This window comes from Pseudomonas sp. 2822-17 (assembly GCF_002742485.1).
Lineage (GTDB): Bacteria > Pseudomonadota > Gammaproteobacteria > Pseudomonadales > Pseudomonadaceae > Aquipseudomonas > Aquipseudomonas cyclaminis.
In genome coordinates this window covers 139,194-152,227 of sequence record NZ_LJRZ01000447.1, presented here as the reverse complement: position 1 = coordinate 152,227, position 13,034 = coordinate 139,194, and the positions used below count along the sequence as shown (strand labels likewise).

General features: G+C 63.0%; 8 protein-coding genes. 1 reads left to right on the top strand and 7 read right to left on the bottom strand.

Annotated features, from left to right (window positions below):
* Positions 1-188: 188 nt before the first annotated feature.
* From AOA60_RS16670 to AOA60_RS16640, 7 genes are all read right to left on the bottom strand, one after another.
* Entirely contained in the window at positions 189-1,829 is a 1,641-nt protein-coding gene (locus AOA60_RS16670) for a BatD family protein (protein WP_099585383.1), read from the bottom strand.
* Positions 1,826-3,565 carry a tetratricopeptide repeat protein gene (locus tag AOA60_RS16665; protein ID WP_099585382.1) on the bottom strand — a complete coding sequence of 580 codons (1,740 nt, stop codon included), beginning with the start codon at positions 3,563-3,565 and terminating at the stop codon, positions 1,826-1,828. Before AOA60_RS16665 ends, AOA60_RS16670 begins: the two co-directional genes overlap by 4 nt.
* Positions 3,562-4,650, bottom strand: coding sequence for a VWA domain-containing protein (locus AOA60_RS16660; protein WP_099585381.1), 1,089 nt, complete (start codon positions 4,648-4,650; stop codon positions 3,562-3,564). Before AOA60_RS16660 ends, AOA60_RS16665 begins: the two co-directional genes overlap by 4 nt.
* The gene (locus AOA60_RS16655; RefSeq protein ID WP_099585380.1) at positions 4,643-5,137 is read right to left on the bottom strand and encodes a DUF4381 domain-containing protein; all 495 of its coding nucleotides are present in this window, start codon (positions 5,135-5,137) and stop codon (positions 4,643-4,645) included. Before AOA60_RS16655 ends, AOA60_RS16660 begins: the two co-directional genes overlap by 8 nt.
* Entirely contained in the window at positions 5,134-6,066 is a 933-nt protein-coding gene (locus AOA60_RS16650; RefSeq protein ID WP_099585379.1) for a DUF58 domain-containing protein, read from the bottom strand. Before AOA60_RS16650 ends, AOA60_RS16655 begins: the two co-directional genes overlap by 4 nt.
* 5 nt (positions 6,067-6,071) lie before the next feature.
* Positions 6,072-7,031 (bottom strand): MoxR family ATPase, encoded by a 960-nt coding sequence (locus AOA60_RS16645; RefSeq protein WP_017739127.1) that lies wholly within the window; start codon positions 7,029-7,031, stop codon positions 6,072-6,074.
* Between the two features lie 196 nt (positions 7,032-7,227).
* Complete coding sequence (locus AOA60_RS16640) at positions 7,228-7,581, bottom strand: hypothetical protein (protein WP_099585378.1); 354 nt, start codon at positions 7,579-7,581, stop codon at positions 7,228-7,230.
* Between the two features lie 492 nt (positions 7,582-8,073).
* On the opposite strand from AOA60_RS16640, the gene AOA60_RS16635 reads away from it, so the two are divergent.
* The gene (locus tag AOA60_RS16635; RefSeq protein WP_099585377.1) at positions 8,074-12,942 is read left to right on the top strand and encodes an NAD-glutamate dehydrogenase; all 4,869 of its coding nucleotides are present in this window, start codon (positions 8,074-8,076) and stop codon (positions 12,940-12,942) included.
* Positions 12,943-13,034: the final 92 nt, after the last annotated feature.

The following is a 13,034-nucleotide window of genomic DNA, read 5'->3' as shown; positions in this document are numbered from 1 at the left end:
CGGCGGGTTGGGCTGAATAGCTGTCAACATTGACAGTAGCGACGAACGGTTGTCACGCGGTGCGGACCCCGGCAGGCATGTGTTCCCAGATCTAAAGGTGGGAGGGGGCTGTCAGCCAGCTCATCTATAACTGACCCACTGTCTAATCGGGGGCAAGCCCCTCCCACCTTTTGATGGGGGGTGTCGGTTTATTTGGGATACAGCGGCGGCAGGCTGGTGGTGTCCGTCGCCGAGTCTTGCACGCGCTCGGTCATGGGGATGGCTTTTATCGCGCGCCACAGGTCTTCGCCCAGCCAATACTGGCCGCTCTCGCTGTACAGCGCGCCGTTCAACCCATCCAGCGCATCCGACAGCGGCACGAAGCGCGCGGCCATGTCCGCCAGGGTTTCCGGCTGCTGCCGCGCCCAGGCATCCAGCGCCTGGCGGGTGGCCTGGGGGTCGTTGGCCTGGGTGGCGCGTTTGAGGTCATCGAGCAGGGTGCGCGGGCTCGGGCCGGTTTGTGCGGCGCGCAGCACCGCCGGTTGCCAGCGCGCACGCCACCACAGGCCGAAGCCCAGCAGGGTGGTGCAGGCCAGGACCAGGGTGCTCAGCTGCCATAGCCACAGACGGCTGTCGTCCGGTGCGGTGATGATCGTTGGCGTGGCAGGCGTGTCCACCATCAGGCTCGGGTTGGCCGCCACTTGCAGGGTGCGGGCGGGCACGCTGGTACGTTCAAGGTGATCCTCATGGGTGTTCCACCACACCACTTCAACAGGTGGCAGTTCCAGCGGGCCGACCCGATTGGGGACCAGGGCTTCGCGGTCTTCGCGGCTGCCGACCAGGCCACGGTCGCTGGTCTGGTTGCCAAGTACCGGTTGGTCCGGGTAGCGGCGCAAGCCATTGATTTCCGTGCTGGGGAGGGCCGGCAGTTGGGCACTGGACAGGCCCTCGGCCTTGACCGTGAGGCTGCGGGTCAGGGAGTCGCCGACTTGCACGTGTTCAGGCTCTGGATTCCAGGATTCCGTCAGGGTCAGGCTGCGCGCCGGCAACCAGGGCGTATCGGCGGGATACAACTCGGGCTTGGGTTTGACCTGCAACGCCAACGGCGCCGAACTCACGTGGATCAGCTTGCCCGGCTTGGTGCCTTGCAGGGTATTGTCCTGGGGCGGGCGCGATTCCACCAACGTGGCGCTGAAGGTCTGCGTTGGCAGTTCCAGGGCGCCGCTGTGTTGCGGGTAGATCGCGTAGCGGGTTTCGATTACTCCGTGGCGGATGCTGTTGATGACCTTTTCATAGGTGCGCGACTCGCCCAATTGCTCCACGCGAGCATCCGGGATCTGCAACGGGGTGAGGCTGCTGTCGTCATACAGCGACACCGAGTGGTACACGCGCACCGTCAACAGGGCCTGTGCCTGCACGTACACGCTGGATTGATCGAGGCTGGCTTCGACAAACACCGGCGCCAGCTCGGCGTTGCTGTTCTGGCTGGCGGTTTCCAGTACTTGCAGGCTGATCGGCTGGGTCGAGTACTCGCCCACTTGCAACGGCGGGATCACTACGGTGCCGTTTTCCTTGGGCAGCAGGGTGATGATCCAGCGCGTGGTGGCGTGGTTGTCGCCGCCCAGGGTGGTGAGCTGGTTGAGCTGGCGGGTGCCGCTGACTTCGAACTGTGCATCCAGTGGCGACAGGTCGGGTTTGCCGAACTGGGTGACGTCGCTGGACTCCACCGTCAGCTCCACCGTTTCCCCGGAATTGAGGCGGCTGCGGTCGACACTGGCCACCAGGTTCGCCGCCTGGGCGTGGCCTGCCGTCAACGCCAGCAGAAGCAGAAGGGGGGTGCGGCGGCTCATCGAGTCTTGTCCTGATGTTGTTGCTGTTCGTACCAGAATTTGCGTCGCAGCAGTTCGCCGGGGTTGTCCGGGATCTCCCGCAGCCATTGTTCCAGGGCTTGGCGGTGTTCATCGTCGAGGCTGGCGTCGGCGGGGCGCAGCGGCGGGGTAGTGGTTTGCTCGTCGCCCAGTTCGCTGCCCGGTACTTCGTTGCCGCCGGCTTGGGGTGTGGCGCCGGTCTGGGTGTCACCGCTGCCCGCTTCGCCCTGGCCTTGGGACGACTGCTCGCCGCCCGTGGCAGTTTGCCCACTGGCGCCCGGTTGCGCAGTTTGGCCGGGTTGGGTGGTTTCGTCATCCTCGTTTTTTGCCGGTTGTTCGGGCTCGGGCGCTGCCTGCTCCTGCATCAGGGCTTCCACCAGGGCCTTGTTTTTCAGGGCTGGTTGCAGGTCGGGCTGGGCTTCCAGGGCTTGCTCGTAGGCGTCGACAGCCGCTTCGAGTTCGCCGGATCTGGCCAAGGCATTACCGCGATTGTAGTGAGCGTAGGCGTCATTGCCTTCGGCAAAGCGCTTGATGGCTTCGGCATAGTTGCCGGCTTCGTACAAGGCAACGCCTTGCCATTGCACATCCTGGAAGTGTTCGGCGGCTTCGGCGGGGCGTTTTTTCTTGAGCAGGTATTGGCCTTGCTGGTCTGGGCGCAGCCACAAATCCTGGAGTTCGAAGGCGTAGCTGGGCTGGGGGGCGGCCATCAGCAGCAAGGGCAGGCAAAACAACCAGCCACGGCGCCCGGCGCAGGCGGCGAGCAGCAACAGCGGCAAGAGCAGCCAGTAACCCTGGTCGGCCCAGGTGTCGAGGTGCAGCAACTGGCCGTCGTTACGCAGGGCTTGCGGCGGGTCGAGTACGCCGAGCTGGCGCAGGTCTTTATCGTCCAGGCGCGCGGCACGGTAACGCCCGCCCATCTCGTTGGCGAAGGCTTTGAGCGTGGGGCTGTCGAGGCGTGGCACCAGAATCGCGCCTTGTTCGTCCTTGAGAAATTCACCGCTTTCCTGGGTGACGGGCGTGCCTTCGCGGCTGCCGATGCCGAGGATCGACAGGGGCGGCGACTGGTTGCTTTGCAGCAACAGGCGAATGCCCTGGCGCTCCTGCTTGGACAGCGATGAGCCGATCAGCAGCAGGCGTCCTTGGCCGAGGCCGCTGTGCTTGAGCAGGTCCAGGGCTTTGTGCACCGCCAGGTCAGCGCGGTGGCCGGTCTCGGGCATGATCGAGGGACGCAGCGCTTCGAGCAGGTTGCGGCTGGTGCCCAGGTCGTCCGACAGTGGCACCAGCGTGTGGGCGCTGCCGGCATACACCACGATGGCGGTTTGCGCATCGGTGCGCGCCTGCAACAAGTCATACAGCTTGCGGCGGGCTTGCTCCAGACGATTGGGCGGGCTGTCGGTGGCGAGCATTTCCGGGGTCAGCTCCAGCAGCACCACCAGCGGGTCGGAGGGCTTCTGGCTGGTTTGTTCGACCCGTTGCCAACTGGGGCCGAGCAAGGCCAATACGGCCAATAGCCAGGCGATACCGAGCACCACCCACGGTGATTTGCTTTCGCGACCGCTGCCACCGCTGAGCAGCACGGCATGGAAGGCCGGCGGCAGGATCATCTGCCAACGCCCGGCGCGTTTTTGCCGGTGCCACAACTGCCATAGCAACCAGCCGAGCAGCGGCAACAGCAACAGCCACCAGGGGCGGAACCAGTGCGGCCAGAGGTCGATCATCGGCGCCTCCGCAAACGCAGGCGTTTAAGGCGTTGGCGCCACTCAGGACTTTGCTGCAGAAAGATCCCCTTGCTCGACACTTTGCTGAACCAGCGTTGCAGGGCGTTGTTCGGCCAGCGTTCCTGGATCACCAGCAACAGACTCAGGATCAGCGCCAGGGCCAGGGGGCCGCTGTACAACGCCTGGGCCGGGCGGGCCTGGGTCGGTTGTTGCTCGACGGGTTCGAGTCGGTCGAGGGTTGCCTTGATGGTTTGCAGCTCTTCGCCATCGCGGGCGCGGAAGTATTGCCCGCCGGTTGCTTCGGCAATGGCCCTGAGAGCCGGTTCATCGAGGTCCAGGCTCGGGTTGACGCCGAGGATGCCCAGGGATCCGGTTTGCTCGGGGTCGGCGCCGATGCCGATCGGGTAGATTTTCACACCTTCTTCGGCGGCCAGGCGTGCGGCGGTCAGCGGGTCGATCTGCCCGGCGTTGTTGGCGCCGTCGGTGACCAGGATCAGTACGCGGCTTTGCGCCGGGCGCTGGCGCAGGCGTTTTAGGGCCAGGCCGATGGCATCGCCGATGGCAGTGTTTTTGCCGGCGATGCCGATGCGTGCTTCATCCAGCCAGGTGCGCACGGTGCGGCGGTCGAAGGTCAGCGGCGCTTGCAGGTACGCCTGGCTGCCGAACAGGATCAGGCCTACGCGGTCACCTTCGCGGTGTTCAAGGAAATCACCCAATAGGTTTTTGACCAGGGACAGGCGACTCACGTCCTCGTCCTGCCACTGCATATCGGGGAAATCCATGGAGCCGGACACGTCGACTGCCACCAGTAGATCGCGGCCGCTGGCGGCAATCGGCAGCGGTTCACCGAGCCATTCCGGGCGTGCGGCGGCGGTCAGCAGCAGCAGCCACAGCACCACGAAGGGGGCCTGCTGGCGCCAGCCCGGCAAGTTGACGCGGGCGCGGCGCCTGGCCAGGCCTTCGAGGTCACCGAGGTAGCTGACTTTAAGCGCGGGTTCGCCGCTGTCGGCCGCTGGCAGGACCAGCCGCATCAACCAGGGCAGCGGCAACAGGACGAAGATCCACGGCCAGGCGAACTCAAACATGTTTGCGAATCCAGGTGTCGACGGCTTGAGTCAGGCCGGCGATGGCTTTGTCGTCGAGTTTGCATTCGGGTTTGTAGGCGCCTTCCACCAGCACCATCCAGCGGGTGAGGCCGGCAGCCGGGCAGCGGTTGTCGAGGAATGCCAGCCATTTGCGCCCGTTGAGGGTGTGGCTCTGGCTGTAAGGGTAGTCGTTGCGGCACAGGCGCTTGAGCAAGCCATTGAGTTGTTGCAACCAGGCACCGGCGGGCGCGCCGTCGTAGGGTTTGGGCATCAGCGCCAATTCGGCCAGGGCGGCGATGCGCAACGGGTCCAAGGGTTGTTCGGCGCGTGCGACCGGGCGGCGCGCAGGCAGGAAGCGGCGCAGGGACCAAAGCCCCCACCCCAGCAACGGGATCACCAGCAGCACCAGCCACCAGCCCGGCGCAGGCGGCCAGAAGCCGATACTCGGCGGGGCGATCAGCGGTTGCAGTTGGTCGAGGCTGCTCATTGTTTTTTGGCCGGGCGTTGCGGGTTGAGGTATTCGCGCAGTTGCTCGACCATTTCGCTCTGGGTGCTCAAGGGCATCAGCAGGACCCGCAGTTTTTGCGCGAGACGTTCCCAGCGGGCGATGCGTGCTTCGGCCTGGGCCTTGTAGGCCTGGCGCAAGTCGTAGTTCAGCGTGTCGAGTTCCAGTTGCGCGCCTCGCTGCGCGAAACGCAGCAGCCCGGCGGCGGGCAGGGCGTGGTCCAGCGGATCGGAGATCGGCAACAGCAGCAGATCACAATGGCGTGACAGCAGGCTCAGTTGTTGCTCGGCGCCGTCGGTGAGGGCACGTTCATCGCAAATCACAATCACCAGGCTGCCAGGGCGCAGCACTTCGCGGCCACGGCGCAGGGCCATGCCCAGGGCGTCGGCTTCGGGACGGCTTTCGGTGTCCAGGCTCTGGTTGACGCGCACCAGGCGGTTAAGCAGTTGCAGCAGGCTTTGCTTGCTGCGCCGGGGTTTGATTTCGTAGTGCTCGTTGTCGCCGAACACCAGCCCGCCGACGCGATCGTTGTGCCCCAGGGCCGCCCAGCCGATCAGGCTCGCCGCCTGCGCCGCCAGCACCGACTTGAACATCTGTCCCGAGCCGAAAAACAGCCGGCAGCTTTGCTCGACCATGATGAAAATCGGCCGTTCGCGCTCTTCATGGAACAGTTTGGTGTGCGGTTCCTGGGTGCGTGCGGTGACGCGCCAGTCGATGGTGCGCACGTCGTCTCCGGCCTGGTACACACGCACCTGGTCGAAGTCGACGCCGCGCCCGCGCAGCTTGGAGTGGTGCAGGCCGATCAGCGGGCTGCGCTGGCTCGGCGTGGAAAACAGCTGCACCTCGCGCACGCGGTGGCGCATCTCAATCAATTCGCTGAGCGTGACGCGGATCCCATCGCTGGCATTCATCGACTTCAAGCGACGGCAACGACGTCAAGAATGCGTTGCACCACGCGGTCCTGGTCAATCCCGGCCGCTTCGGCCTCGAACGACAGAATGATGCGGTGGCGCAGCACGTCGAACAGCACGGCCTGAATATCCTCTGGGCTCACAAAGTCGCGTCCGGCCAGCCAGGCGTGGGCACGGGCGCAGCGGTCGAGGGCGATGGAGCCACGTGGGCTGGCGCCGTAGGCAATCCACTCGGCCATCTCCGGGTCGAACTTGGCCGGGGTGCGCGTGGCCATGACCAGTTGCACCAGGTATTCCTCCACCGCATCGGCCATGTACAGGCCGAGGATTTCCTTGCGCGCGGCGAAGATTGCCTGCTGGCTGACGCGGCGCTCGGGCTTGGTTTCGCCGTTGAGGGCTTCACCACGGGCCTGTTGCAGGATACGGCGCTCGACGGCCGCATCGGGAAAGCCGATCTTGACGTGCATCAGGAACCGGTCGAGCTGGGCTTCGGGCAGCGGGTAGGTGCCTTCCTGTTCGATGGGGTTTTGCGTGGCCATCACCAAAAACAGCGGCGACAGCTCGTAAGTGCTGCGCCCGACGCTGACCTGGCGCTCGGCCATGGCCTCAAGCAGCGCCGACTGGACCTTGGCCGGGGCACGGTTGATTTCGTCCGCCAGCACCAGGTTGTGGAATATCGGCCCTTGCTGGAACACGAAGCTGCCGGTTTCCGGGCGATAGATCTCGGTGCCGGTGATGTCGGCGGGCAACAGGTCGGGGGTGAACTGGATGCGATGGAACTGCGCCTCGATCCCTTCGGCCAACTCTTTGATGGCCTTGGTCTTGGCCAGTCCCGGTGCGCCTTCCACCAGCATATGGCCGTCGGCGAGCAGGGCGATCAGCAGGCGATCGATGAGTTTTTCCTGGCCGAGAATCTGCGTAGAAAGAAAGGTTCGCAGCGCAAGCAGCGCTTCACGATGTTCCATCGATGACGGTTCCTGGAGAGAGGGGCCTGTGCGTGTGGAAACTGCCAAGGCCTGGGGCGTCTACTTTAATGCATCGCGGGGGGTGGCGACTAACGGCGTTACGGGTATTTTTGGCAAAACTTGTAGGAATTTTGTTTTGGAACAGGGTCAATGTGGGAGGCGGCAAGCCCCCTCGCACATTTGAATTTTGGTGCTCTCAAGTTCGGTTGAAGGTGCCGGTGCCCTTGAGGATGTTCTGCAGGGTTTGTTCCAGCTCGGCCATGTCCGACGCGGCGGTGGCGTGGGTGATCTGCAGTTGGTCCTTGCCGCCCAACGCATCGGCATCACCTGCCGCCAGCTCTACCAACAGGGTCGTGTCGCCCAACGTGACCTTCAGCCCGTCCAGGATCGACGGTTCATAATCCCAGGTCAGCTCGACTTCGTCTTCATCCGGATAGCGGGTCAACATGAACATTTCGCCGTTCGCGCTGTGGCAGCAGAGCATGGCCATGTTGTCTTCTTCGTCGTCGCATGGAGTGGCCATCAGGGCGTCGGTTTTCAGCTGCAGCATGGGGAATCCTGTCTGGGAGAGGGCGTTGCAAGGTGCGATTGTGCCATTGCGGCGAATTTTCTGCTGCATCCTGTGTCACACATGCGTTATGACCTGACGGGCAAAACCAGTCATTTTCGGCACTCGCAGCTTTGAAAGTTGCGTTTTTTAACGGGTGGGAATGTGGGGTTGCACTCGTCGCAACCCGAACCCTGCTTACTGATGACCGAATATGTCGCAGCATTGCAAGAGCAGTCCTCCTACACTCGTTAAGCTGCGCAACGGATGCGCATGTTCCAGGCGCCTGACCTGCCCGTCGTACCGTCACCCGGCAAGGTGTGCATCTTATGGAAGTTGTATGTGACCTGACTGTCTTGTCCAGCTTCACCCACCTGTCACTCTGAATTCGTTATGGTGTTTGAGTAATGACCTGCGAATCCAGGTGACGGTCTCCCCGCAAGGGGATAACACGCGACGCTTCCATCAATAACAAGCCCAAGCGGAGTACCACAGATGGCGTTCTTCACCGCAGCCAGCAAGGCCGACTTCCAGCATCAACTGCAAGCGGCACTGGCGCAGCACATCAGTGAACAGGCACTGCCACAAGTGGCGCTGTTCGCTGAACAATTCTTCGGCATCATTTCCCTGGACGAACTGACCCAGCGTCGCCTTTCCGACCTGGCCGGTTGCACCCTGTCTGCCTGGCGCCTGCTTGAGCGCTTTGATCACACCCAACCGCAAGTGCGGGTCTATAACCCCGATTACGAACGTCATGGCTGGCAGTCGACCCACACCGCGGTCGAAGTGCTGCACCATGACCTGCCGTTCCTGGTGGACTCGGTGCGTACCGAGCTGAACCGTCGCGGCTACAGCATCCACACCCTGCAAACCACCGTGCTCAGCGTGCGCCGTGGGAACAAAGGCGAGTTGCTGGAAATCCTGCCAAAAGGCACCCAGGGCGAAGGCGTCGAGCAAGAATCGCTGATGTACCTGGAAATCGACCGCTGCGCCAACGCCGCCGAACTGAGCGTGTTGAGCAAAGAGCTTGAGCAGGTGCTGGGCGAAGTGCGGGTGGCCGTAGCCGATTTCGAACCGATGAAAGCCAAGGTCCAGGACCTGCTGGCCGGCATCGACGCCAGCCAGTTCAGCATCGACGGCGAAGAAAAAGCCGAGATCAAGAACTTCCTGGAATGGCTGGTGGGCAACCACTTCACCTTCCTGGGCTACGAAGAATTCGTGGTACGTGACGAGGCGGATGGCGGGCATATCGAATATGACGCCAGCTCGTTCCTCGGTCTGACCAAGCTGCTGCGCGCCGGCCTCACCGCCGACGACCTGCGCATCGAAGACTACGCCGTGTCCTACCTGCGTGAACCGACCGTGCTGTCGTTCGCCAAGGCTGCGCATCCGAGCCGCGTACACCGCCCGGCTTACCCGGACTACGTGTCGATCCGCGAGATCGATGCCGACGGCAAGGTGATCAAGGAACACCGCTTCATGGGCCTGTACACCTCTTCGGTGTATGGCGAAAGCGTGCGCGTCATCCCGTACATCCGTCGCAAAGTGGCCGAGATCGAACGCCGCTCGGGCTTCCAGGCCAAGGCGCACCTGGGCAAGGAACTGGCCCAGGTCGTTGAAGTACTGCCCCGTGACGACCTGTTCCAGACCCCGGTCGACGAACTCTTCAGCACCGTGATGTCCATCGTGCAGATCCAGGAACGCAACAAGATCCGCGTCTTCCTGCGCAAAGACCCGTACGGTCGTTTCTGCTACTGCCTGGCCTACGTGCCGCGTGACATCTATTCCACCGAAGTGCGCCAGAAGATCCAGCAAGTGCTGATGGATCGCCTGAAAGCCTCGGATTGCGAGTTCTGGACTTTCTTCTCCGAATCCGTGCTGGCGCGCGTGCAGCTGATTCTGCGGGTAGATCCAAAGAACCGCCTCGACATCGACCCGCTGCAACTGGAAAAAGAAGTGGTGCAGGCCTGCCGCAGCTGGCAGGACGACTACTCCAGCCTGGTGGTGGAAAGCTTCGGCGAAGCCCACGGCACCAACGTGCTGGCAGACTTCCCGAAAGGCTTCCCGGCCGGCTATCGCGAGCGTTTCGCGGCGCATTCGGCCGTGGTCGACATGCAGCACCTGCTCAGCCTGACCGAAGCCAACCCGCTGGTGATGAGCTTCTATCAGCCGCTGGGCCAGGTCTCCGGCCAACGCGAGCTGCATTGCAAGCTCTACCACGCCGACACCCCGCTGGCGCTGTCCGACGTGCTGCCGATCCTGGAAAACCTCGGCCTGCGCGTACTGGGTGAGTTCCCGTACCGCCTGCGTCACGCCAATGGCCGTGAGTTCTGGATCCATGACTTCGCGTTCATCGCCGCCGAAGGCGTGAACCTGGATATCCAGCAGCTCAACGACACCCTGCAGGACGCGTTCGTGCACATCGTCCACGGCGATGCAGAAAACGATGCGTTCAACCGCCTGGTACTGACCGCCGGCCTGCCATGGCGCGACGTCGCGCTGCTGCGTGCCTACGCCCGTTACCTGAAGCAGATCCGCCTGGGGTTTGACCTGGGTTACATCGCCAGCACCCTGAACAACCACACCGACATCGCCCGCGAGTTGACCCGGTTGTTCAAGACGCGCTTCTACCTGGCACGCAAGCTCACCGCCGACGACCTGGAAGACAAGCAGCTGCGCCTGGAACAAGCGATCCTCAGCGCCCTGGACGATGTTCAGGTGCTCAACGAAGACCGCATCCTGCGTCGCTACCTGGACCTGATCAAGGCCACCCTGCGTACCAACTTCTACCAGACCGACGCCAACGGCCAGAACAAGTCGTACTTCAGCTTCAAGTTCGACCCGCGTGCGATCCCTGAGCTGCCCAAGCCGGTGCCGAAGTTTGAAATCTTCGTCTACTCGCCACGGGTTGAAGGTGTGCACCTGCGCTTTGGCAACGTTGCGCGTGGCGGCCTGCGCTGGTCCGACCGTGAAGAAGACTTCCGTACCGAAGTGCTCGGCCTGGTAAAAGCCCAGCAGGTGAAGAACTCGGTGATCGTGCCGGTGGGCGCCAAAGGCGGCTTCCTGCCGCGTCGCCTGCCACTGGGCGGCAGCCGTGACGAGATCGCGGCCGAGGGCATCGCCTGCTACCGCATCTTCATTTCGGGCCTGTTGGACATCACCGACAACCTCAAGGACGGCGCGCTGGTGCCGCCGTTGAATGTGGTACGTCATGACGACGATGACCCGTATCTGGTGGTGGCAGCGGACAAGGGCACTGCGACCTTCTCCGACATCGCCAACGGCATTGCCATCGACTACGGCTTCTGGCTGGGCGATGCGTTCGCTTCCGGTGGTTCCGCCGGTTACGACCACAAGAAAATGGGCATCACTGCCAAGGGCGCGTGGGTCGGCGTGCAGCGTCACTTCCGTGAGCGCGGCATCAATGTGCAGGAAGACAGCATCACTGTGGTGGGCGTCGGCGATATGGCCGGTGACGTGTTCGGTAACGGTCTGTTGATGTCCGACAAGCTGCAACTGGTCGCCGCCTTCAACCACCTGCACATCTTCATCGATCCAAACCCGAACCCGGCGACCAGCTTCGTCGAGCGTCAGCGCATGTTCGAGCTGCCGCGTTCGGCCTGGACCGACTACGACACCAGCATCATGTCCGAAGGCGGCGGCATCTTCTCGCGCAGCGCGAAGAGCATTGCCATCTCGCCACAGATGAAAGAACGCTTCGACATCTCGGCCGACAAGCTGACCCCGACCGAACTGCTGAACGCCTTGCTCAAGGCGCCGGTGGACCTGTTGTGGAACGGTGGTATCGGTACGTACGTCAAGGCCAGCACCGAAAGCCACGCCGATGTGGGCGACAAGGCCAACGACGCGCTGCGTGTCAACGGCAACGAACTGCGCTGCAAGGTGGTGGGCGAGGGCGGTAACCTCGGCATGACCCAACTGGGTCGTGTGGAATTCGGCCTCAATGGCGGCGGTTCCAACACCGACTTCATCGACAACGCCGGTGGCGTGGACTGCTCCGACCACGAAGTGAACATCAAGATCCTGCTCAACGAAGTGGTGCAGGCCGGTGACATGACCGACAAGCAACGCAATCAGTTGCTGGCGAGCATGACCGACGAAGTCGGCAGCCTGGTGTTGGGCAACAACTACAAGCAGACGCAGGCCCTGTCCCTGGCCGCCCGCAAGGCTTATGAGCGAGCAGCCGAGTACAAGCGCCTGATGAGCGACCTGGAAGGCCGTGGCAAGCTGGACCGCGCCATCGAGTACCTGCCGACCGAGGAGCAGCTCATCGAGCGCGCCGCCAACGGCAAGGGCCTGACCCGTCCGGAACTGTCGGTACTGATCTCGTACAGCAAGATCGACCTCAAGGAAGCGTTGCTCAAGTCCCAGGTGCCGGATGACGAGTACCTGACCCGTGACATGGAGACCGCGTTCCCTCCGAGCCTGGTGGCCAAGTTCGGCGAAGCCATGCGTCGCCATCGTCTCAAGCGTGAGATTGTCAGCACCCAGATCGCCAACGACCTGGTCAACCACATGGGCATCACTTTCGTTCAACGACTCAAAGAGTCGACCGGCATGAGCCCGGCGAACGTGGCCGGCGCCTACGTGATCGTGCGTGACATTTTCCACCTCCCGCACTGGTTCCGTCAGATCGAAGCCCTGGACCACCAGGTTAGCGCTGACGTGCAATTGCAGTTGATGGACGAGCTGATGCGCCTGGGCCGTCGCGCCACGCGCTGGTTCCTGCGCAGCCGTCGCAACGAACAGGACGCCGGGCGTGATACCGCGCACTTCGGTCCGCACCTGGCAGCGTTGGGCCTCAAGCTCGACGAACTGCTCGAAGGCCCGACCCGCGAAGGTTGGCAGAACCGTTATCAGGCTTACACCGAAGCGGGCGTGCCGGAATTGTTGGCGCGCATGGTTGCAGGTACGACTCACCTGTATACCTTGCTGCCAATCATCGAAGCCGCTGACGTGACCGGGCATGACGCCGCTGAAGTGGCCAAGGCCTACTTTGCCGTTGGCAGCGCCCTGGACTTGCCATGGTACCTGCAGCAGATCAGTGATCTGCCGGTTGCCAACAATTGGCAGGCCCAGGCCCGCGAAGCCTTCCGCGACGACGTGGACTGGCAGCAACGGGCGATCACCATTTCTGTCCTGCAAATGGCCGACGCGCCACAAGACATGGAAGCCCGTGTGGCCCTGTGGCTTGAGCAGCACAAGGACATGGCCGATCGCTGGGTCGCCATGATGGTGGAAATCCGTGCTGCGGTCGGCACGGACTACGCCATGTACGCGGTGGCCAACCGTGAGTTGCTGGACTTGGCGTTGAGCGGTCAGTCGGTGCTGCAACCGGCTTGATTTAGCGGCTAGAACAAAAGCCCCTGCATCGTGAGATGCAGGGGCTTTTTGTTGGAGTGCTCTTTATCAAACAATAGAGGGCCAATGTGGGA